Genomic DNA, 20,798 nt, shown 5'->3' with positions numbered 1-20,798 from the left:
GGGTCAGGTGCGGATCAGCGGCTCCACCGCCGCCAGGTCCGCACCGATCCCGACGTCGACGAGTTCGATCCGTCCGGCGAGCGTCGCCGCGGGGCCCCGGAGCAGCCCGGCCTTCACCCCGCCGAACGTCACGGTGACGTCCGCGTGCAGCACGTGGTCGTCCGCGATGCCGCCGGTGTCGACGTCGATCCCACTCGGCACGTCCACCGCCACCACGAACGGCGCCCGCTGTTCCCGCGCCAACTCGCGGAGGCCCGCCACGACCTCCCGTGCCGGCGACCGCAGGGGGCCGCCACCGCCGATGCCCAGGACGCCGTCGAGGACCAGGTCCGCCTCGAGCGCGGCCTCGCGGGCGATCTGCGCCAGCCGCTCACCGACCGGGGGCGTCGCCGCGTGCAGGATGTCCGCAGCACCCGCTGCGGAACCAGACGACCCGTCAGCGACCGGGTCCTCCAGGAGGTGCGCCCCGGCCTCGCGAGCCGCTGCCAGGCCCGCCTCGTGGACACGTGAGCCGACGCGCAGGACCGTGACGCGCCTCCCGGCCGCCGCCAGGCGCGCACCCGCGAACAGGGCGTCACCGCCGTTGTCGCCGCTGCCGGCGAGGACCAGCACCGACCCGGGACCGTCACCCGGACGCACCGCCGGGTCGTCGAGCAGATCGCCGACGATCGTCGCCAACCCGTCCGCGGCCCGCTGCATCAGAGGCTCGCCCGCCTCCAGGTGCGGTCGTTCCGCCGCACGGATCTGATCGCCGCCGTAGCCGTCCATGCCAGCCACTGTGCCCCCGGTACCCTGGGCAGGCCATGTCACTCGTCCCCGAAGCGCCCCGCCCCCGGGTGGTCATGTCCCCGGACGGCCTGCCGCTCGCCACCTACGACTTCGGTGACCCGGACGCGCCAGCGGTCGTCGCCGTGCACGGGTTCGCCTCCGGAGCGCTGCTCAACTGGCACGCCTCCGGGTGGACCCGCGACCTGGTCCGCGCCGGACGCCGGGTGATCGCGTTCGACCAGCGCGGCCACGGCGCCAGCGGGAAACCACACGAGCCGCACAGCTACTCGATGGACCTGCTGGTCGACGACGTCACCGCCGTCATCGACACGTACCTGCTCGACGACGTCGCGTTCCTCGGGTACTCGCTCGGCGCCCGCGTCGGCTGGCACACCGCCGAACGGATGAGCGACCGGATCTCCCGCGCCGTGCTCGGCGGGATCCCGGACGCCGACCCGATGCGGCGCGTGCGCGTCGACCAGGCCCGGGCGTTCATCACGGACAGCACGCCGGTGACGGACCGCGTCACCGACGGGTACCTGACCATGGCGGCCGGGATCGAGGGCAACGACCTCCGTGCGCTCGTCGCGATGGTCGAGGGGATGCGGGACAGCATCGAGCCGACGCCCGAGAACGCGCCGACACAGCCGCTGCTGCTCGCCGCGGGCAGTGCGGACGGCATCAAGGACAGTGCGCTGCGGCTCGCCGACACGGCGCCGCACGCGACCTTCTTCGAGATCCCGGGGCGGAACCACTTCAATGCCCCGACGTCGCGGCACTTCCGGGAGGCGGCGATCGCGTTCCTGGGGGACGGCCTGTCCGGCGGTCGCTGACGTCGGGGCGGAACCACACGGTGACATCGGTTCGGTGCCCCGACGTCGCGGCACTTCCGGGAGGCGGCGATCGCGTTCCTGGGGGACGGCCTGTCCGGCGGTCGCTGACGTCGGCGCGGAACCACACGGTGACATCGGTTCCGTGCCCCGACGTCGCGGCACTTCCGGGAGGCGGCGATCGCGTTCCCGGGGGACGGCCTGTCCGGCGGTCGCTGACGGGTACTCGTGGGCCCTCCCGCTGCGGAGGCCGCGCGGCGTAGCGTCCGCCGCATGGAACACAGACTCCTCGGCAACAGCGGGACAGTGGTGTCATCGCTGACCCTCGGCACCATGACGTTCGGCAGCGAAGCCGACGAACCCACCTCCCACGCCATCATCGACGCCTTCGTGGCCGGCGGCGGCACCTTCATCGACACCGCGGACGTGTACTCGGGCAACGAGTCCGAGCGCATCATCGGCCGCTGGCTCCAGGCACACCCCACCGAGGCGCAGCAGGTCGTCCTCGCCACCAAGGGCCGCTTCCCGCAGGGCGACGGTCCGAACGACCTCGGCCTCTCGCGCCGACACTTGCGCGTCGCGCTCGACGCCTCGTTGGAGCGGCTCGGCGTCGACCACATCGACCTCTACCAGATGCACGCGTGGGACGCCCTGACCCCGATCGAGGAGACCCTGCGCTTCCTCGACGACGCCGTCTCGGCCGGCAAGATCGGGTCCTACGGGTTCTCGAACTACCTCGGCTACCAGGTCACGAAGGCCGTCTACGAGGCGAAGGCGCACGGCTGGGCGCCCCCCGTCACCCTGCAGCCGCAGTACAACCTGCTCGTCCGCGACATCGAGCACGAGGTCGTGCCCGCGTGCCTCGACGCCGGCATCGGCCTGCTGCCGTGGTCGCCGCTCGCCGGTGGCTGGCTGTCCGGCAAGTACCAGCGTGACGAGGCCCCGACCGGCTCGACGCGTCTGGGGGAGGACCCGAAGCGCGGCATGGAGGCGTGGGAGGCCCGCAACGCCGACGAGCGTACCTGGCAGGTTCTCGACGTGGTGTCCGGAGTCGCCGAGGCGCACGGTGCCTCGCGATCCCAGGTGTCCCTCGCCTGGCTGCTCGCCCGCCCGGCCGTGACCAGCGTCATCCTCGGTGCCCGGACGGTTGAGCAGCTGCAGGACAACCTCGGTGCGGCGGACCTGGTGCTCGAGGACGCCGAGCTCCGGGCCCTCACCGACGCCAGTGCACCCCGGGTGGACGACTACCCGTACGGCACGGCCGGCGTCGCGCAGCGCGAGCGGAAGATCAGCGGCGGCCGCTGAACCGGCGCCACCGGGCACCGCGGACCGGCGGTGCTGCCCGCTGGATGATGCGGGAAACCGCTGATGTCGTCCGGCGGCGTGGACCCGGTGGTCCTGCGGATGTCAGGATCGACGCACGGCCGGCTGGTTACCGCGCCGAGCGCCGGGAACGCCCCTGATCCGTGTTCCACCCGCGCCGGAGCCCCGAGCGACCTGGTCGCTCGGGGCTCTGCTCATGCCCCGGTGCTGCTCGTGCCCGGGGGCTCCTCGCGTCCGGGCGGCTGCTAGCGTCCTGAGGTGCTCGAAACGACCCCCGTCCCGGTCGACGCCCGTCGTCGGCGCGCCCTGACGCACCCGATCCTGACGTGGGTCGTCGCCGCCGTGCTCGCTGTCGCCTCGAGCCTGTGGATGTGGCACCGGCTCGGCTGGCCGACCCGGGGGATCGCCTGGGCCGAGGACTCCGGCGTCTTCCTCAACGAACGGCTGGAGCTCGGCGCCGTGCCGTCGCTGCTCCACCCGTACAGCGGCTACCTGCACCTGGTCCCGCGGATCGTGGTGGACGCGGCCGTCGCGCTCTGGCCGATCCAGGACTACGCGATGGTCGTCACGGCGCTGTCCTGCTGCGTGATCGGCATCGTCAGCGCGACCGTGTTCGTCCTGGCGCGTGACGTCGTCCGGTCGGCACCGCTCCGGGCGCTCCTGGCGGTCGTGCCCGCGATCGCGCCGATGGGTGTCGTCGAGATCGCCGGCAACACCGCGAACCTGCACTGGTACCTGCTCTTCCTGGCGCCCTGGGTCTTCGCGTTCCGGCCGCGGTCCTGGTGGAGCAGCGCGAGCCTGGCCGTCGCCGCGCTCGCCATCACCCTGACCGAGATACAGGCGGCCCTCTTCGTGCCGCTCTTCCTGTTCGGGTTCCGGAGCCGCCGGGGTGTCCCGGTCGTGGCCGCCGCGTTCCTGGGGCTCGTCGCGCAGGCCGCCACGACCCTCCAGGCGCCGCGTCCGCGGACCCCGAGCGACGCGAGTCCGCTCGACATCGCCGCCGGGTTCCTCGCGCAACCCGTCGCCGGCTCGTGGAACGGGGACGTGCGGGAGGTCGGGGTCACGATCGTGCAACTCGGGTGGTGGGTCGTCGTCGTGCCGGCGGTCGTGGTGCTGGCGGTGCTCGTCCTCGGACTGGTGCGACGACGAGGAGCGAGCCGGTGGATGATCGTCGCGCTCGGTGCCGCGCCCGCCGTGCTCTGGGTCGCTGCCCTGCGGGTGAACGCCGTCCCGAGCATGTTCGCGGAGTGGAACGAGGCCTCGTTCCAGCGGTTCGGCCCCTACCGGTACGCCGCCGCGGCGTCGATGTTCCTGCTGGCCGCGGTCGTCGTCGCCGCGGACGTCTGCATCGGCCGCGGCCGTGTGGTGCTGCCGGTGCTCGGCTGGGTCCTCGTCGCGAGCGTCGTCGCCGCCGGGGTCCTCAACGTCGACGCCGAGACCCGACGGGCCGACGGGCCGGTCTGGTCCACCCAGGTGCAGCGACAGGGCGCGGCCGTCTGCTCAGCCGACCCGGACGGGACGGTGCGCATCGAGGCGTCGCCGCGCCCGCGCCTGTGGACGGCAGAGGTGCCCTGTGCTCGGCTCGAGCACTAGCCCGTCCCGGGCCGACCGCCCGTCCCCAGCCGACCGCCCGATCCGAGCCGCGCTCGTCGCACTGGTCGTGCTGGTGCTCGCGACGGCCACCGCCTGGTTCCGCCTGGACCCGGTGCAACGGGCGACGCTGTGGGCAGAGGACGGCCGGGACTTCGTCTCCGCGGACATGGTCGACGGGTTCGGTGCCACCCTCTTCCGACCGTTCGGCGGTTACCTGCAGGTCGTCCCGCGCCTCGTCGCCGCGATCAGCAGCACGATCGCCCGCCCGGAGCACCTCGCCCAGACGGTCACGCTGCTCTCGTGCGCGGTGGTCGGTGCCGTGAGCGCGCTGCTGTACCTGTACGGGCGCACGATGCTGCGGAGCCCGGTGGCACCGTTCCTGCTCGCGGCCGTGCCCCCGCTGATCCCGACCGCGCCACGTGAGGCACTCGGGACGATGAACAACCTGCACTCGTTCCTGCTGCTCCTGGTCCCCGTCGTCCTCCTGGTCGTGCCGCGGTCCTGGTGGACCTCGGCCGCGACCGCCGTCCTGGTCGCCGTCGTCGTGCTCAGCGAGACGCAGGCGCTGCTCTTCGCCCCGTTGCTCCTCGCCGGGATCCGCCGACGCGAGAAGTGGCCGGTCGCCGCCGCGTTCCTCCTGGCCGGCGCCGCGCAGGTCGTCACGGCGGTGCAGTACCCCCGTCCGTCGATCAGCTACGGGTCGGCGACACCCGTGACGTTCGCGGACGTCGTCGTCGGCTTCGTCACCGTCCCGCTGACCACGGTGTGGACCACCCGCCTCGGGTCGGTGGGCGACCTGATCAGCGCCTCGGGGATGACCCCGATCGTCGTGCTCACCGCCGTCTGCGTCGCGGTGGCCGTGGCGGGCATCGTCTGCGGCGGTGTGGTGCACCGGTGGCTCGTCCCCGCGACGGTCCTCGGGGCTGCGGCGCTCTGGTCGGCCGCGCTCCTGGTCACCCCGGCCGGCGCGTTCGCGTTCACCGAGGGTGTGGCGGACCACGTCGCGCACTCCGGGACGATCCGCTACGCGACGGTGAGTTCCGGGTTCCTGCTGCTCGCACTGGTGGTCACCGCCGACGCGCTGTCGGGCCCGCGCCGTGCTCGTGTGCCGGATCGGGGCCGGCGCCGAGGACGGGCCCGTCGCGGCGCGGCCGTCGTGGTCGCCCTGGCGGTCGCGGTCCCGCTCGTGGTCAACGTCCACGACACCGGCCACGCCACCCGGTCCGACGGCCCGACGATCACGTCGCAGGTGCCCGCCGCGCGTGCGACGTGTGCGAGCCGCGGCGCCGACGGGCGGGGGACCGCGCTGCTCCGACAGTCGCCGGACCGATCGCCGTGGACCGTCACGCTGACGTGCGAGTACCTGCAGCGTCGGTGACCGTGGGACGGGGGACCGCGCGTGTGGACCTGAGGGCCGGCAGCGGGACTTGAACCCGCAACCCCCGTTCACGAGTTGACCGATCACGGGTGACTTGCCACTTAGCAAGATCCCAGATTGTGAATCACTTGGAACGGTCCGATCGATGCTGCTCCCCATGGTTCTGCGGGGACGGTTTCGATGCAATTCGGTGAGTAACCGTGCCCCCGTCGGCGGGTCCTGCGACCATGGGCCCGTGACCTTTCGAAGGACGCCGACGCCGCCCCGTAGACTGCCGCACGTGAGCGCGAAGAGCACCTGGAACGACGGCTGGGAAGCTGGTCACACAGACACGCTAAAAGCCTTCGAGGCCACGGCATCCGATCCACGAGACTTGAACTACGAGCCTGCCGACCAGCGGGTGCCGGACGCGGATCCTGGCTTCGACCGTGCCGCCTGGGAAGACGGGTACATGATCGGCTCGCACTATGCGAATGAGGCAATCCCTGCATTCGCTCGCACAGCGAATCCCCACGCATAGCTGCCCGGGTGCGCGGCGTGTTCCGAGGCCGGCTGCTCACCTTCGGCAGTTCGAAGGTGAGATAGCCTCCTGAGCATGGCTACAGCGGGCGTCCTCAACCCTGTCAATTGGCTGCGTCGGCCCAGCGAGATTGAGCGCTTCATCGCTGAGCATGCCGAAAGCATGCGCGCGATCGGCGGACCGATCGTCCTCTTCGCGGGCCCCCGCACGCCCCAGACGCTCGCCTACTGGCGCGACGCCTTCTATGGACGACTGCACGTGATCACTGAAAACGACGTCCTTCCTCATGTCGACGGTGCGGAGTACCAAGGCCTCACGAACCCCGACGCGATCCTCGCGCACCTTACCTCTCTCCCACCGCTCGCGGCGATCATCGACGAGGCCGCCACGAACCTGCTTGACCGAATGAACCGGTGGCAGAAGTTCTTCCTCACGCTGAGCCGCGGGGGCTACTACGTCAGTCCGAAGGACTTCGTCGAGACCGCCTGGGAAGTGGGCATCGCTACCTTGACCGCCGATCGGAAGCCCCCGGCTGAGGCGCGCGCGCTACAGGCTGCCGCCGGCATCTCGATCGAGGCCTACGGCTACACGATCACCGGCAAGGGCAACGACCATTGGCTGAAGCTCAAGGAGGAGAGCGTGGACAGCGTCCTTCCGACGCGGATCCCCGATCTCTCGATCGAGATCCTTGAGCAGATCGACGGCGGCGTCTACGAGTCACGCCTCATGACGCACCAGCACGGTGCGCAGATGCGCATGTTCAACCCGTCAATCAAGTACAACCCGATCAGCAACCGCGTCTACCACGGCCCCGTCGTCGCCGCTTCCCACATGCTCGCCTACGCCGACAAGACGATCCTTCCCCCGTCGTTTCGTCATCCCCGCGTCAGCAATGTGCCGAACGAGAAGATGGAGAGCATTAACCACGAGTACGCCGTCATCGACGGCACCGAACGGCGCTCGTACCCCCTTGAGGGTCAGTACTACGACCTGTCGTCGTCGATCCCAGGTCACTTCGGCCACGTTATGACCGAGACCGTCCCGAAGCTCTGGGGCTGGGACGCAGCCAAGGCCGCCTACCCCGACTTGAAGGTCCTCTACCGCGTCCCAAACGAGGAGTACGAACCCCGCTACGAGCGAGACTTGTTCCACGCTTACGGCATCGCCGAGGAAGACATCCGGTGGGAGACCCGCAACGTCCGGGTCGGCATGTTCGCGTCGCCCTCACTGCTCTGGCAGAACGCGGCGTGGTACCACTTCCACCCGCGCGTGCTCGAGGTCTGGGAACGGCTGCGCGATGGGCTCGTCATCTACGACGACTCCCGTCCGAAGAACGTGTTCATTTCACGCAAGCACGTCCCCGGCAATCGCTCATGCCGGAACGTCGAGGACGTGGAGCTCACCTTCGCAGCGCACGGCTTCGAGATCGTCTACCCGGAGACGCTGCCCTTCCGGGAGCAGGTCAACGTTTTCGCCAACGCCGAGAATATTGGCGGCTTCTCCGGTTCGGGCATGTTCAACATGCTCTTCAACGACAAAATCAAGAACGTCATTCTGCTCACTCACGAGTCGTACACGGCGCGCAACGAGCAGCTTTTTGCATCCTCGACGGCTGACGAGATCCACTACTTCTGGTCACCTTCCGACGTCAAGCACCCGAAGGGCGGCTTCTCGAACAAGGCATTCCAGTCCCCGTGGGAGTTCGACTATGGCCGGAACGGTGAAGCGCTCGAGGCGCTTCTCGACGGGATCTCGCGCACCGAGAAGTAGCCGCACGCACGAATAGGGGGCCTCGCAACCAGGATCGGTGTGAGGCCCCCTATTCGAGATCAACGGGAGACGTTCGCCTCGCCGGGGGCACTCGGCTCGTGCAACTGGACGGGAGCCGGCACCGGCTTGCTGTCGACGAAGTACATCGCTTCGACAACACGCTCGGCTGCCGAGCCGTGTCCTCTGTCCGGGAACGCTTCAGCGCTCCGCTGCCGGTACGTCTCCTCCGAGATATAGCCACGATCACCCATCGTGGCGAGCTGATCGACGACGGCGTCAGCGTTGGACTCGACCGGGCCGTAGCCGTCGCGCTGGTAGTCGAAGTAGCCCCGACGGCGAAGGTGCGTGCCCTCGAAGAACGACTCCGCGTCGAACTGGAAGTAGACCATCGGGATGTCGAGGAACCCGACGTCGAACGCGAGTGACGAATAGTCCGTGACGAACGCGCTCGTCCTCGCGAGGATGTCCTGGATTGGGTGCGTGTCGAAACTCCACACCTGCACGTAGTCGGGCAGGTTGAAGTCCCCGAGATACGGCCGCATGTTTGGGTGCGGCATGAACGCCAGCTTTTGGCCGGTGCGGTTCGCCAGTTCGCGTAACCGCGGCGACGACAGCAGCGCGGTCAGCTGCTGCGCGTACTCCGTCTGCGCGAAGTTCGCGATCTTCCCGCGCTCGTTGGAGTTGCCGATGCGCTTGCTCAGCAGTGTCTCGCGCCACGTGGGCATCACCAGGATCGTGTCATGCTCGCAAGCAGGGACCGCCTGCCGCTTCTCCCACAACCGGTCGTAGCGGGGCATCGACGTGCGGAACACCTCGTGCTCCGAGAACGCGTACGGCCCGTGCCCCGCGATCGACTCGTGCTCCGCTGGCGTCGTCGTCACGAAGACGTCGATCCGCTTCCAGTTCAGCCACCGCGAGATGTCGTCCTGCGTAACGCCGTGCTGCAGGAACGTGTACTTAAACCGCGGTCGGCCGTAGCGCCGCTGGTTTACCGGCTGATTTACGTACGCGTCCGCGTGCGAGGAAGCGAGGTGGTCGGCATGACGGATTAGGAGGTTCCAGTCCCACGAGCCGTACTCGACGAGGCGGAAACCCTCCGCCTCCAACCGTGGCCAGTCCTTCGACTCCTTGCGCAGCACGAACCACGCGTTGATTTCGGGGTGGTGCTTGGCGACGTGCCGGTACAGGTGCTCGGCGTTGTCGTTCGCGTCGGTGTCCCGATCCATGAAGACCCACGCATGAGCGAAGCGTTCCTGTACTGACTTGCTCCGAAGCGTCAGCTCGAGCCGCTGGTCGTAGAGGCTCACGCGACTCAGCTTCCGAGACTGTCTCTGGCGCCAGTTCCCGAGCTGCTTCCGAACACGCTGCTGCAGCGTGTCTCCGCGAGGATCGAAGCGCTCCCGGACCTCCCGCCGCTGGCCCGCGATGCGCGGATCGATCTGCTTCGCGGTCAAGCCTTCCGGATGCCCCTGCTGCTCCCACCGGGCCACCTGCTGCGGCACACCGTCGAGCCGGATTGTGAGCCGCTTGCCACGCTTCAGCCATAGGTGACGCTGACGGATGGTCACCCGACCGTAGAAGGTGTAGTCCTGCACCGTCTCGTGCACCGGTGCGACGTCGGCACCGTCCAGCCGGATCTGCTCGTCCGGGATCTCACCCGAGAACCAGTACGAGATCTTCACCAGCTGCCGCGACTCGTCTACGTGCCGCAGAATCACGTAGTTGTGGCGAATTCGGTTCTCGGTGTACGCCCGGAGGATCGTCTCCCGAACCGAGAACGACAGGCCCATCATGTCGAAGCTGCGGATCGCATCCTCGTCGATGTGAGACCTGATCTCACGGACGAGCTCGTGGAACTCATCGAAGACGTCCGCCGGCGCCGAAGCCGTCAGCGAGTGGATCGCCTGCTGCTCTTTGAAGTACCAGAACAGGTCGTACAGGACCGTGTTCTCGAGCCACCGTGGGACGCCCCCGTGGGTTTCAGCGGTCTCGAGCAGGTCGAGGTAGCCGTAGCGGAGGACGGACACGTACTTCTCGCGCGACCGGAAGCTGCTCTCAAGCAGCGACGACCCGTCGCCGCGCACCCGGTAGAGGTACTTCGCAGACGCCATGACCGCGAGGTGCTCCGTACCTGTCAAAAGCATATATCGGGCGAGGAAGTGGCCATCCTCAAAGTTCGGACGCACACGATCGTCGAACCGCAGCCCATGCTGCTCGACGAGCTCGCGGCGTACGAACGACGAGTTCACGCTGAGCTGGATGACGGGCTCCGCGTCGAGATTCACGACGCGGGTCCCAAGGGCGAACTTGTACCGCTGAGGGTGGTTGTCGAGCACCTCACCAGACTCGAGCAGGCGCATCTGGTGAGCAGCGAGGATTTTCACCTCCCGACGGTGGCCGTGGTAGCGGATGAACTTCTCGACTTCGAAGAAGTAGCCCGGGTCCAGAACGTCGTCGGGGTCCGTGAACGTCACCCACTCGCCGGTAGCTACCGCGAGACCAGTATTCCGAGCCTCAGCTACCCACGCGTTCGGCTGCGTCAGGACGATGACGTGGTCCTCGCGACCCTTCGCCCACTCCTGCAGGATCCCCAGGCTGTCGTCGGTCGACCCGTCGTCTACGAACACGAACTGCACGTTTCGAGACCCGTAGGTCTGCTCCTCGATCGATGCGAGGAGCGGCGGAAGGTAGCGCGCGACGTTGTATGTCGCAATGACAGCGGATATCAGGAATGGGGCAGCCGTGTCGGCGCGGGAGTCGGTCACGTCGGTCCTTTCATGAGCGGCGCTCGGGCGCGCCGCCGAGACAGTCTATGAGTCCGCACAAACGACGAAAGCCCCCGAGCCGCGAAGAACGCGCCTCGGGGGCTGGGCGATCAGAAGATCGTGTCGGCGCCGTACTTCACTTCGTCGAGCGTGATGTAGGTGGGGGTGTTCGAGTTGCCGAACACCGTGACGGAGAAGTCCGAGTTGATCGAGACTTTCCGAGTGTTCCCGCCGTTGCCGGCACCGGTGAAGCCCTTTGAAGGGCCGTTGAACCGGAACTGAGGTGGCAGATCGGCGACGATCGCGTCGGTCGTCGGGAAGTTGCCCGACGCGGGTTTCACGATCCCACGGAACTCGATGGAGCCATTCACCTGCCGGATGAGAGGGATGCTGTTCGCGTCGTACGCGACGTACCCCGAGCGCAGGGGCAGCGTCCTCCACCCCGTGTCTACGGCCGCGGTGGCGAGCACGCCGTTCACGAGGAAGCAGTCGCCCACCTTCCGTCGACCGACCGTGCCGTCGTAACCGGCCGCGTCGTCTGACGACGGGATTGCGTAGAACCCGCCGACGTACATCTGAGACGAACCGCCGCCGTCAAACGTAGAGGCGTTGTAGCAGCCCCCAGCGACGGCGAGGGCCACCGTGTCATTATGGCAACCCCGGTGCCCGGACGTGCGGACAACTTTCCAAAACTGATAGGTTCCTACTCATGCCAGCAATTGCGCGCCCCGAGCCCAGTGACCTGACCAAGGAAACCGCGGCCATCATCAAGGGCCTCATGGTCCGACGAGGCGTGGAGCAGCAGGTGCTCGCAAACGCCATGGGCGTTTCTGCCTCGCAGCTCTCCCGGATGCTCGCCGGTGCCAAGCACTGGGACATCGACCAGATCTTCCGCGCCTCCGCATTCCTCGGCGCCGACGTCCGCGAGATCCTCCTCGACGCCGAGCAGACCGTCGCCGCTCGCGTGAATGTCACCGCCGCCTCGCAGGATGACGAAGCTGAGGACTTCGACGTCGACCTCGACACGGAGCACCTCGCACAGACCAACTTCGACCTCGCCGCCAAGCGGGGCCAGAAGAAGTCGGACCAGCCGCACGCGGAGTAACCGCCCGCGCGCTCTACGTGGGGGCCACGATTGAGAGAACTGATGGAGCGCGCCGCCGGTCTGGGGGTGCGCGTCGTGCTCACGCACATGCCCGACGGGCTCCTCGGCGGGTATAGCCCCCTCGAGGGGCGCGTCTACCTTGACCTCGGGCTCACTCCCTCCGAGCGTCGCTCCGTACTCGCCCGCGAGCTCGGGCACGTCTACTACGGGCACACCTGCGACCAGGGCCCGACCAGCCTGCTCGAGCGCCAGGCGGACACCTACGCGGCCACCCTGCTCGTGCATCCCGAGGACTACGCGGCGCTCGAGCGGATCAGCGCCGACGCCCACTACATCGCCGAGGAGCTCAACGTGACACCCGACGTCGTCTACGCCTTCCGCCGGCACGTCCTGCAGCGGCTAGGTGAACGCACCTACGCCGGGCGCCGTCCGTTCCTCGCCTGATGGCCCGCCCGCCGCTCGTCCTCGGCACCTGGGGAAGCATCAGCGCCACCGGCAAGGCCGGGAACTGGTCGGCGTCTGCCCGGTTCCGCGACTTCGACGGCGTCACCCGGCAGGTCCGCCGTACCGGGACGACCCGGCAGAAGGCAAAAGACGCCCTCGTCGAGCACCTCCGCGACCGCGTCCGCCTCCACGGCGCCGACCTCAGCGCCGAAGCGCGTGTATCGATCCTCGCGGACCGCTGGTACGACACCTTGCTCGGGAAGAAGGCCACCGGCACCCTCGACGTCTACCGGCGCACGATCAAGAACCACGTCCGGCCGGCGCTCGGGGAGCTCCGCATCCGCGAGGTCACTGTGCCCGTCGTCGACCGGCACCTCGTCGCCGACGAGGAGAACATCGGCAAGGCCACCGCCGCCCTCTGCCGCGTCGTGCTGATGGGGATGTTCTCGCTCGCCGTCCGCCACGGCGCCGCCGCCATGAACCCCGTCCGAGAGACCGAGAACGTTGCAACCGTACGCGGCGTCATCCACACGATCAGCCGGGAAGACGTCATCATCCTCCGCGCGCAGCTCCGCGCTTGGGATGCCAGCAAGGACCGCGGCGGCCGACAGTGGACGACAGAGCTCGCGGACGTGGTCGACATGCTGCTCGCCACCGGCGTCCGGACCGGTGAGCTCATGTCGTTGCAGTGGGGCGACATAGACCTCGCCGCCGACGTGCCGACCGTCACCATCGCCTCTACCGCCGTGCACGTCCGCGGCGAGGGGCTGCGTCGCCAGCCGAAGACGAAGACCGCGGCCGGCTTCCGCACGCTCTCACTCCCGCCCTTCGCGGTCCGCATGCTGCTGCGCCGCCACGTTGAGGCGCAGACGGAGTGGGTGTTCCCCTCGACCGTCGGGACGCTGCGGTCGCCGAACAACATGCGCACGCAGTGGCGGGCGTTCCGAGAGGCGCACGACTACCCGGACTCGCTCGTGCCGTACACCTGCCGGAAGACGGTGGCAACGATGATCCGGGACGGCCAAGACCTCGATGCTGCCGCGCAGCAGCTCGGGCACGTCGAAACCCGCTGGACGCGCGACCACTACACGGGACACGTGCACAAGGGCCCGACGTCCGTGACCTGCTCGACCGGTTGGGCGACGGATAGCGGTACGTTTCCGTGCCCGGAACGACGAAGAGGCCCCGGACTGCTCGCGCAATCCGGGGCCTCATCTGGGTTATATGGGCCGACACCGAGACTCGAACTCGGAACCCCCGTATTACAAGTACGGTGCGCTACCAATTGCGCCATGCCGGCTGACCCGCCCATCGTACCGGGCAGGACACGACGACGGCGCCCGAGCCGCAGCCCGGGCGCCGTCGCCTGTTCGCTACTCCTCCGCCGAGAAGTTGAGCGAGATCGAGTTCATGCAGTAGCGGTCGCCCGTGGGGGTCCCGAAGCCGTCCGGGAACACGTGGCCGAGGTGCCCGCCGCAGTTCGCACACCGGACCTCGGTGCGCGCCATCCCGAGGGACTTGTCCTCGATGAGCTGCACCGCCGCCGGGTCGACCGACTCGTAGAACGAGGGCCAGCCGCAGCCGGAGTCGAACTTCGTGCCGCTCTTGAACAGTTCCGCGCCACACGCCGCACACGTGTAGACCCCGGCACGCTCCTCGTCGAGGAGCTCACCCGTCCACGGGCGCTCCGTTCCGGCCTGGCGGAGCACGGCGTACTGGTCCGGCGAGAGCTCCTCGCGCCACTGGGCGTCGGACTTGTCGACGTTGTATGCCATGTGCGTACCTCCTGGTTCCGACCGGGACTCGTGTCCGCCGGTCATCGTGCGTCACATCAGTAAACTCCGGGGGATGTCCGGTCATTCCGTCCACCACGCTCGCTGGGAACACCTGACGACCGACGAACTGTACGACATCGTCCGGCTGCGGAACCGGGTGTTCGCCCTCGAACAACGGGTCACCGCCGAGGACTTCGACGGCCGCGACCGCGAGCCCGACACCGAGCACTGGTGGTCCGGTACCCCGGACGCGCCGGCCACCGGCTACCTCCGCCTGGTCCGCCCGGCAGCGGACGAGCCGCACCCCGACGCCACCGTCGCCCCGACCCGGGTGATCGGCCGGGTCGCCACCCACCCGGACCACCGCGGCCAGGGCATCGCCGGCCGGTTGGTCGCCGCAGCGCTCGCCGAACACGGGCACGAGGCGTTCGTGCTGCACGCCCAGCAGTACATCGCCGCGCTCTACGAACGCCACGGCTTCGTCCGCTTCGGCGTCCCCTACGACGAGGCCGGCATCACCCACGTCGGCATGTACCGCCCGGCGTCCTGATGGACACCCGCGAGCGCTACCGCACCTACGCGGACCGGATCGCGTCCGTCTCGCCCGCCTACGCCAGCTGGGCCGACTCCCTGGACGACGACCTCGTCGCGCTGCTGGACGCGGTCCCCGAGACACAGCGTCAGCCGGAACTGCTGTTCGCGGTCGCACGACGGTTCGGCGCCGACCCGATGGACGCCGGTTCGCTCCGCGCACTCGGCCGGGAGGCCCGCCCCGCCCTGGTCGCGGCCCTCACCACCGCCACCGTGCAGGCCAACGACCCGCGTCGGCTCGCCCCCGTCGTCCCGGTGCTCGCTGCGCTCGCCGCGGCGTCCGACCGGCCGCTCGGGCTGGTCGACGTCGGAGCCGCCGCCGGGCTCTGCTCGATCCCGGACCGGGTGACGCTGGACCACCGGCAACGCGCCCCGGAACGGACGTCGCGCCCCCTCGCGACGGAGCGCGACGCCCGTACCGGAGCGCTCGACCCACTCGTCCGGATGCACACCGCCGTGCCCGGGCCGGCGGTGCACCTCGTCGCGGACGTCACCGGGACGCCGCCGGACCCCGCCGCGACGTCGATCCGGATCGGTGCGCGCATCGCCCTCGACCCGAACCCGATCGACCCGGCGGCACCGGGAGCCCTCGAGCGACTCGTCGAGGCCGTCCCACCCGAGGCGACGGACCGGACCGCCCTGATGCGCGAGGCGTTGCGCGCGACGGTGGTCGAGCCTCCCGTCCGGGTCCGCGGTAGCGTGCCGGAGGACCTGGACCGGGCGCTCGACGCGGTGCCGGACGACTGCGAGCCGGTCGTCCTCACGACGGGGACGCTCGTCTACGTGCCCGGCGCCGGACGGCAGCGCCTGGTCGACCGGCTGCGCGAACGGGACGTGCGGTGGGTGGCGCTGGAGCGGACTGGCATCCTCGCCGAGGTCGCCGCGACGCTGCCGGAGGACGTGGACCCCGCGGACCCGGACGCGTTCGCGACGCTGTCCCTCGACGGCCGGGCGCTCGCCGTGTCCGACGCCTTCGGGACCCGGGTCCGGTGGTTCGGCCGCACGCTCCGCTGAGCGGGTTCCGCGACAGTCCAGCGCCGTGCCAGGGTCGACCTGCCGAGCGCCCCTACGATGTGCGAGACCTGCAACCCGTCCGCGATCGGAACCACAGTGACCGCCCTCCCCACCGACGAGCTCACCGAGCTCGCCAAGCACGTGCTCGCGTTCGAGCACGAGCGGGCACGGCACGACCGGACGAAGGAAGCGGAGATCCGCGTCGAGTTCGACATGTCGCCGACGCGGTACTACCAGGTGTTGAACCGGGTGATCGACTCTCCGGCGGCCCTGGCGTACGACCCGCAGCTGGTCACCCGGCTGCAGCGTCTCCGCCGGGCCCGGACGAGTGCCCGTGCTGCCCGCAGCTTCGTCGCGCCCCCGGCCGACCACGAAGGACGTGAAGAGGAACGATGACGAGATTCCCGCGAGACCGGTTCGACGACGTCACCGACGGCCCCCGGGTCGGGGCGCACCGCGGTGCTGCCCGTCGGGGTGGTGGATGGATCGTGTTCGCGTGGGCGGCCCTCGCGACGGGTGTCCTCGTGGGCGTCGGTGTGCTCGTGCTCGCACTCGCCAACGGCAGTTTCCAGTTCACCGAGGGCAGTGGCGGAGCGACGTCGGCTCCGTCGTCGTCTGCGTCGGCGTCCTCGACCCCGACCGGCGGTGCGTCGACCAGTCCGGAGCCGTCGGGCGAGGCGTCCAGCTCCGCGCCGGCTGCCGCCGCGTCCCCGTCCGACCAGGGCGCGACGACCCTCGTGGTGCTGAACGGGACCTCGACCACAGGCCTCGCCGCGAACGCCTCCACGAAGCTCACCGGCGCCGGGTGGAAGGTGACCTCCACGGGCGACGCCGGGACCACGGGGTCGACGCAGACCATCGTCTACTACCAGCAGGAGTCGCAGGCAGCGCTCGCGGAGGGCATCGCGCAGTCGCTCGGGACCTCCGCGGTGCAGCAGTCGGCGGCCTTCCCGAACGCCGACGTGTCGGTCGTCCTCGGAGCCGACTACACCGGCTGAGCGTGCTGTTCCGGGGCTCTGTGTTTCCGGCACGTTGCGGATGGTGGATCGCTCCGTGAAATACGTGTCACACCCCTTGCCGAAATCGTGACTCTCGGTCAGAGTCACGAGTGGTCATCCCGTGGTCGCGACAGGTCCTCACTTCAGAGGGGATGTCGCGCGATCGGGAGAGGCGACACGGCCTCGGACCCGACGGCACCATTTGCGATGGCGGCGTCGTTCGCACCAGCAGTACCGCAGGGAGCAAGGAACATGGCCAACGGAACCGTGAAGTGGTTCAACGCCGAGAAGGGCTTCGGCTTCATCACCGTGGATGGAGGGGGCCAGGACGTGTTCGTGCACTACTCGGCCATCGACATGAACGGCTACAAGGTCCTCGAGGAGGGCCAGGCAGTGACGTTCGACGTCGGGACCGGGTCGAAGGGCCCGCAGGCCGAGTCGGTCCGTCCCGCCTGAGTCGCAGAAGCGCTCACGAACGCGTCGTCCCTCCGGGGGCGGCGCGTTCGTCGTCTGGCGGCCGTCGTCCCGGTCGCCGCGCGGGTGGGCGTCGGGTGGGCCGACCTGTGGAAGCGGGGCGAGCCTCCCGACTGTGTTGCACTCTCGGGTGGCGAGTGCCAGAATCGGGCTTGGCACTCGGTCACACTGAGTGCCAGAACGACCCCGATGACGACGTCCGGGAGGGACGAAGAACTCACATGGCAAAGATCATTGCTTTCAACGAAGAGGCCCGACGCGGCCTCGAGCGCGGCCTCAACCAGCTGGCCGACGCCGTGAAGGTGACGCTCGGCCCGCGCGGCCGCAACGTCGTCCTCGAGAAGAAGTGGGGCGCCCCCACGATCACGAACGACGGTGTCTCCATCGCCAAGGAGATCGAGCTCGACGACCCGTACGAGAAGATCGGTGCGGAGCTCGTCAAGGAGGTCGCCAAGAAGACCGACGACGTCGCCGGTGACGGTACGACCACCGCAACGGTGCTCGCCCAGGCGCTCGTCCGCGAAGGCCTCCGCAACGTGGCCGCCGGTGCCGACCCCATCTCCCTGAAGCGCGGCATCGAGAAGGCCGTCGAGGCCGTCTCGGCCCAGCTGCTCGCCGACGCCAAGGAGATCGAGACCAAGGACCAGATCGCCGCCACCGCGTCGATCTCGGCCGCTGACCCGACCATCGGCGCGCTCATCGCCGAGGCCATCGACAAGGTCGGCAAGGAAGGTGTCGTCACCGTCGAGGAGTCGAACACCTTCGGCACCGAGCTCGAGTTGACCGAGGGCATGCGCTTCGACAAGGGCTACCTGTCGCAGTACTTCGTCACCGACCCCGAGCGTCAGGAAGCCGTCTTCGAGGACGCCTACATCCTGATCGTCAACTCGAAGATCTCGAACATCAAGGACCTCCTGCCGGTCGTCGACAAGGTGATCCAGGCGGGCAAGCAGCTCCTGATCATCGCCGAGGACGTCGACGGCGAAGCCCTCGCGACCCTCGTCGTGAACAAGATCCGCGGCATCTTCAAGTCCGTTGCCGTCAAGGCCCCGGGCTTCGGCGACCGCCGCAAGGCCATGCTGCAGGACATCGCGATCCTCACCGGCGGCCAGGTCATCTCGGAAGAGGTCGGCCTCAAGCTCGAGAACGCGACGCTCGACCTCCTCGGTCGTGCCCGCAAGGTCGTCATCACCAAGGACGAGACCACGATCGTCGAGGGTGCCGGCGACGCCGAGCAGATCGCCGGCCGCGTGCGTCAGATCCGTTCCGAGATCGAGGCGACCGACTCCGACTACGACCGCGAGAAGCTCCAGGAGCGCCTCGCGAAGCTCGCCGGTGGCGTCGCCGTCATCAAGGCGGGTGCCGCGACCGAGGTCGAGCTCAAGGAGCGCAAGCACCGCATCGAGGACGCCGTCCGCAACGCGAAGGCAGCCGTCGAAGAGGGCATCGTCGCCGGTGGTGGCGTCGCCCTCATCCAGGCCGGCAAGGTCGCGCTCGACTCGCTCACCCTCGAGGGTGACGAGGCGACCGGTGCGAACATCGTCCGCGTCGCCATCGACGCCCCGCTCAAGCAGATCGCGCTGAACGCCGGTCTCGAGCCGGGTGTCGTGGCCGCCAAGGTCCGCGAGCTCGAGTCCGGTTGGGGCCTCAACGCCGCGACCGGCGAGTACGTCGACCTGATCGCCACGGGCATCATCGACCCCGCCAAGGTCACGCGTTCGGCGCTGCAGAACGCTGCGTCGATCGCCGGTCTGTTCCTCACGACCGAGGCCGTCGTCGCCGACAAGCCGGAGAAGAACCCGGCCATGCCGGCCGGCGACCCCACGGGTGGCATGGACTTCTAGTCCGGACCTGCTCGGCAAGGGCCCTCGTACGCTTCGCGTGCGGGGGCCCTTCCGCGTGCGCGGGTGCGGGCGGCCGGCGCGGGCGGCGGCCGAGGTCGCACGAACTGCCGCCCGCCGGGGGCCGAGGCGGCACTTCGTGCGACCTCGGCGAGTAGTCCGTGGCGTGTTGTGCGGCTGGAAGGCTGCGCCGCCGGCCGGGGGGGGCGGGCCGGCGTCTACACCGTCCGATCGTCGAGGTCGCTCGAACTGCCGGCAGGCCGAGCGGCGTGCGGCACAAATCGCGACCTGGGTGCTCGGGCTGCGGCGCGTCTCGCGACCTCGGGAACCCTCGATCGCGCGGCTCGCGAGTGCGCGACTTGCAGGCTCCTGCACTGGAGGCTCGCGTCACCTCGTTCTCCACAGGGAACGGGAGTCGTCGGCTCGGTCCGCCGCCGCGTTCCCGAGACTGTCGAGATGGCGCAGCCACGACCCCTTCCGAGCCCGTTCCACGCGCAGCCCTTCCGGGTTCGCGACGCGCTGTCGTCGGGCCTCGACCCAGGACGACTTCGCCGCCGCGATCTGCAACGACCCGTCCACGGGGTCCGCGTCGGGCACGGGTACGAGGGGACGCTGGTGGACGCGCTCTCTCTCGTCCTGGGAACCGACCAGTTCTTCAGTCACACCACGGCGGCGCGCCTCTGGGGAGCACCGCTGCCCGGGCGGGAACAGGATCGGAACCACGTCTCCACGGCTGGCCGCGGTCCGCTGATGCGCCGCCCGGGCGTGACCGGCCACCGGGCCCGAGCGGACGCCCCGATGACCACGGTCCGAGGAGTCCGGTGCAGCACCCCTGAACAGGCCTGGTGGGAGTGTGCTTCCGTGCTCGGGCTCCGTGACCTGGTCGCGGTCGGTGACCACCTCGTCGGGAGGAGCGCTCTGACCACCATCGATGGGCTTGCCGCATCGATCCGTCCGGGGCACCGTCACGTCCGCGTGGCCCGAGCCGCCATCGAACTCGTCCGCGTCGGGTCGGAGTCAGCGATGGAGACGTGGTTCCGGCTCGCCTTGGTCGACGCCGGATTCCCGGAGCCGGTGCTCAACATCGACGTCGAGGACCCTTCTGGGACGTTCCTCGGTCGTGTGGACATGGCTTGGCCCGAGTACCGGATCGCCTTCGAGTACGACGGTGACCACCATCGTGACCGCGAAGTGTTCCAGCACGATCAACGGCGAGACAACGGTTTCGTCGTCAACGGATGGCTCGTCGTGCATGCCACTGCCCTCGACGCGTCTCGTCCGGCGCTGGTCTTCGAGCGACTCCGCCAGGCGTTCGCGATCCGGCGAAGCAGTCCCGCGCGCAGCTCCGCGTCGGCTCGGTGAGTCGACTTCCCTGCGACGCGGGGGCGGTCCGGCTCGCCGAGGTCCCACGACGTGCTGACCGAGACGGGCGACGGCGGCAGTTCCGGCGACCTGGACGGCGGGCGCAGGGAGAGCCTCCCGGCCGGGGAGCAGTCGCGCTCCCCGCGAGGTCGCTCGACATGCCGTCAGGCCGACGTCGGGTTGCACGAAGTGCTGCCCTGGACGGGGCGGGCGGCAGTTCAAGCGACCTCGGACCGCGTGCCGCCTC

At 69.3% G+C, this 20,798-nt stretch carries 19 protein-coding genes, 1 tRNA gene and 1 pseudogene; 16 read left to right on the top strand and 5 right to left on the bottom strand.

What is annotated here, in order from left to right; all coding sequences use genetic code 11:
* Positions 1–3 precede the first annotated feature (3 nt).
* A complete protein-coding gene (locus DEJ24_RS07785) occupies positions 4–768 on the bottom strand; it encodes an NAD(P)H-hydrate epimerase (protein WP_111078102.1) in 765 nt (254 codons plus the stop codon).
* A gap of 35 nt (positions 769–803) precedes the next feature.
* Here DEJ24_RS07785 and DEJ24_RS07780 point away from each other — a divergent pair, with 35 nt between their 5' ends.
* The 6 genes from DEJ24_RS07780 to DEJ24_RS07760 all read left to right on the top strand — a co-directional run bounded on the left by DEJ24_RS07780 (position 804) and on the right by DEJ24_RS07760 (position 8,182).
* Complete coding sequence (locus tag DEJ24_RS07780) at positions 804–1,601, top strand: alpha/beta fold hydrolase (RefSeq protein ID WP_111078100.1); 798 nt, start codon at positions 804–806, stop codon at positions 1,599–1,601.
* Between the two features lie 270 nt (positions 1,602–1,871).
* Entirely contained in the window at positions 1,872–2,903 is a 1,032-nt protein-coding gene (locus DEJ24_RS07775; RefSeq protein ID WP_111078098.1) for an aldo/keto reductase, read from the top strand.
* A 276-nt stretch (positions 2,904–3,179) separates the two neighbouring features.
* The gene (locus DEJ24_RS07770; RefSeq protein ID WP_111078096.1) at positions 3,180–4,514 is read left to right on the top strand and encodes a hypothetical protein; all 1,335 of its coding nucleotides are present in this window, start codon (positions 3,180–3,182) and stop codon (positions 4,512–4,514) included.
* Complete coding sequence (locus tag DEJ24_RS07765) at positions 4,495–5,892, top strand: hypothetical protein (RefSeq protein ID WP_111078094.1); 1,398 nt, start codon at positions 4,495–4,497, stop codon at positions 5,890–5,892. Before DEJ24_RS07770 ends, DEJ24_RS07765 begins: the two co-directional genes overlap by 20 nt.
* A 280-nt stretch (positions 5,893–6,172) precedes the next feature.
* Positions 6,173–6,412, top strand: a complete 240-nt coding sequence (locus DEJ24_RS16575; protein WP_146245957.1) for a hypothetical protein — start codon at positions 6,173–6,175, stop codon at positions 6,410–6,412.
* Between the two features lie 75 nt (positions 6,413–6,487).
* Positions 6,488–8,182, top strand: a complete 1,695-nt coding sequence (locus tag DEJ24_RS07760) for a DUF563 domain-containing protein (protein ID WP_111078092.1) — start codon at positions 6,488–6,490, stop codon at positions 8,180–8,182.
* A gap of 59 nt (positions 8,183–8,241) precedes the next feature.
* Here DEJ24_RS07760 and DEJ24_RS07755 read toward each other — a convergent pair whose 3' ends face one another.
* Both DEJ24_RS07755 and DEJ24_RS07750 read right to left on the bottom strand, forming a co-directional pair.
* Positions 8,242–10,947, bottom strand: a complete 2,706-nt coding sequence (locus DEJ24_RS07755) for a CDP-glycerol glycerophosphotransferase family protein (RefSeq protein ID WP_111078090.1) — start codon at positions 10,945–10,947, stop codon at positions 8,242–8,244.
* A gap of 110 nt (positions 10,948–11,057) precedes the next feature.
* The gene (locus DEJ24_RS07750; RefSeq protein WP_111078088.1) at positions 11,058–11,588 is read right to left on the bottom strand and encodes a phosphodiester glycosidase family protein; all 531 of its coding nucleotides are present in this window, start codon (positions 11,586–11,588) and stop codon (positions 11,058–11,060) included.
* Between the two features lie 68 nt (positions 11,589–11,656).
* Here DEJ24_RS07750 and DEJ24_RS07745 point away from each other — a divergent pair, with 68 nt between their 5' ends.
* From DEJ24_RS07745 to DEJ24_RS17405, 3 genes and pseudogenes are all read left to right on the top strand, one after another.
* Positions 11,657–12,052: a helix-turn-helix domain-containing protein gene (locus DEJ24_RS07745; RefSeq protein WP_146245956.1), complete on the top strand. Its 396-nt coding sequence runs from the start codon at positions 11,657–11,659 to the stop codon at positions 12,050–12,052.
* 42 nt (positions 12,053–12,094) lie between these two features.
* Positions 12,095–12,496, top strand: coding sequence for an ImmA/IrrE family metallo-endopeptidase (locus tag DEJ24_RS07740; protein WP_111078084.1), 402 nt, complete (start codon positions 12,095–12,097; stop codon positions 12,494–12,496).
* Positions 12,496–13,530: pseudogene (locus tag DEJ24_RS17405) on the top strand (tyrosine-type recombinase/integrase); the annotation flags it as partial. The gene DEJ24_RS07740 and the pseudogene DEJ24_RS17405, both read left to right, overlap by 1 nt.
* Positions 13,531–13,723: 193 nt before the next feature.
* Here DEJ24_RS17405 and DEJ24_RS07730 read toward each other — a convergent pair.
* Both DEJ24_RS07730 and msrB read right to left on the bottom strand, forming a co-directional pair.
* Positions 13,724–13,796 (bottom strand) — tRNA-Thr (locus tag DEJ24_RS07730).
* A 73-nt stretch (positions 13,797–13,869) separates the two neighbouring features.
* The gene (gene msrB / locus DEJ24_RS07725) at positions 13,870–14,271 is read right to left on the bottom strand and encodes a peptide-methionine (R)-S-oxide reductase MsrB (RefSeq protein ID WP_110903414.1); all 402 of its coding nucleotides are present in this window, start codon (positions 14,269–14,271) and stop codon (positions 13,870–13,872) included.
* A gap of 73 nt (positions 14,272–14,344) precedes the next feature.
* On the opposite strand from msrB, the gene DEJ24_RS07720 reads away from it, so the two are divergent.
* From DEJ24_RS07720 to DEJ24_RS07685, 7 genes are all read left to right on the top strand, one after another.
* Positions 14,345–14,821: a GNAT family N-acetyltransferase gene (locus tag DEJ24_RS07720; RefSeq protein ID WP_181436559.1), complete on the top strand. Its 477-nt coding sequence runs from the start codon at positions 14,345–14,347 to the stop codon at positions 14,819–14,821.
* Positions 14,821–15,876: a DUF2332 family protein gene (locus tag DEJ24_RS07715; protein WP_111078080.1), complete on the top strand. Its 1,056-nt coding sequence runs from the start codon at positions 14,821–14,823 to the stop codon at positions 15,874–15,876. Before DEJ24_RS07720 ends, DEJ24_RS07715 begins: the two co-directional genes overlap by 1 nt.
* Before the next feature lie 96 nt (positions 15,877–15,972).
* On the top strand, positions 15,973–16,272 hold the full coding sequence (locus tag DEJ24_RS07710) for a DUF3263 domain-containing protein (RefSeq protein WP_258366198.1): 300 nt from the start codon (positions 15,973–15,975) through the stop codon (positions 16,270–16,272).
* The gene (locus DEJ24_RS07705; RefSeq protein WP_111078078.1) at positions 16,269–16,874 is read left to right on the top strand and encodes a LytR C-terminal domain-containing protein; all 606 of its coding nucleotides are present in this window, start codon (positions 16,269–16,271) and stop codon (positions 16,872–16,874) included. The genes DEJ24_RS07710 and DEJ24_RS07705 overlap by 4 nt, the downstream gene beginning before the upstream one ends.
* 252 nt (positions 16,875–17,126) lie before the next feature.
* Positions 17,127–17,330, top strand: a complete 204-nt coding sequence (locus DEJ24_RS07700; RefSeq protein ID WP_056120541.1) for a cold-shock protein — start codon at positions 17,127–17,129, stop codon at positions 17,328–17,330.
* Positions 17,331–17,569: 239 nt separating this feature from the next.
* Positions 17,570–19,192 (top strand): chaperonin GroEL, encoded by a 1,623-nt coding sequence (groL, locus tag DEJ24_RS07695; RefSeq protein WP_110903409.1) that lies wholly within the window; start codon positions 17,570–17,572, stop codon positions 19,190–19,192.
* An 858-nt stretch (positions 19,193–20,050) separates the two neighbouring features.
* Positions 20,051–20,551: a hypothetical protein gene (locus DEJ24_RS07685; RefSeq protein WP_146245955.1), complete on the top strand. Its 501-nt coding sequence runs from the start codon at positions 20,051–20,053 to the stop codon at positions 20,549–20,551.
* The last annotated feature ends 247 nt before the right edge of the window (positions 20,552–20,798 follow it).

It is taken from the genome of Curtobacterium sp. MCPF17_001 (genome assembly GCF_003234615.1).
GTDB lineage: Bacteria > Actinomycetota > Actinomycetes > Actinomycetales > Microbacteriaceae > Curtobacterium.
The sequence above is the reverse complement of the archived record's forward strand: the minus strand, read 5'-3'. Positions and strand labels throughout refer to the sequence as shown.

Excerpts from the sequence above, each read along its gene's own strand:
- DEJ24_RS07785 (WP_111078102.1), bottom strand. The coding sequence starts at position 768 with ATGGACGGCTACGGCGGCGATCAGATCCGTGCGGCGGAACGACCGCAC.
- DEJ24_RS07780 (WP_111078100.1), top strand. The coding sequence starts at position 804 with ATGTCACTCGTCCCCGAAGCGCCCCGCCCCCGGGTGGTCATGTCCCCG.
- DEJ24_RS07775 (WP_111078098.1), top strand. The coding sequence starts at position 1,872 with ATGGAACACAGACTCCTCGGCAACAGCGGGACAGTGGTGTCATCGCTG.
- DEJ24_RS07760 (WP_111078092.1), top strand. The coding sequence starts at position 6,488 with ATGGCTACAGCGGGCGTCCTCAACCCTGTCAATTGGCTGCGTCGGCCC.
- DEJ24_RS07745 (WP_146245956.1), top strand. The coding sequence starts at position 11,657 with ATGCCAGCAATTGCGCGCCCCGAGCCCAGTGACCTGACCAAGGAAACC.
- DEJ24_RS07740 (WP_111078084.1), top strand. The coding sequence starts at position 12,095 with ATGGAGCGCGCCGCCGGTCTGGGGGTGCGCGTCGTGCTCACGCACATG.
- msrB (WP_110903414.1), bottom strand. The coding sequence starts at position 14,271 with ATGGCATACAACGTCGACAAGTCCGACGCCCAGTGGCGCGAGGAGCTC.
- DEJ24_RS07720 (WP_181436559.1), top strand. The coding sequence starts at position 14,345 with ATGTCCGGTCATTCCGTCCACCACGCTCGCTGGGAACACCTGACGACC.
- DEJ24_RS07715 (WP_111078080.1), top strand. The coding sequence starts at position 14,821 with ATGGACACCCGCGAGCGCTACCGCACCTACGCGGACCGGATCGCGTCC.
- DEJ24_RS07705 (WP_111078078.1), top strand. The coding sequence starts at position 16,269 with ATGACGAGATTCCCGCGAGACCGGTTCGACGACGTCACCGACGGCCCC.
- DEJ24_RS07700 (WP_056120541.1), top strand. The coding sequence starts at position 17,127 with ATGGCCAACGGAACCGTGAAGTGGTTCAACGCCGAGAAGGGCTTCGGC.
- groL (WP_110903409.1), top strand. The coding sequence starts at position 17,570 with ATGGCAAAGATCATTGCTTTCAACGAAGAGGCCCGACGCGGCCTCGAG.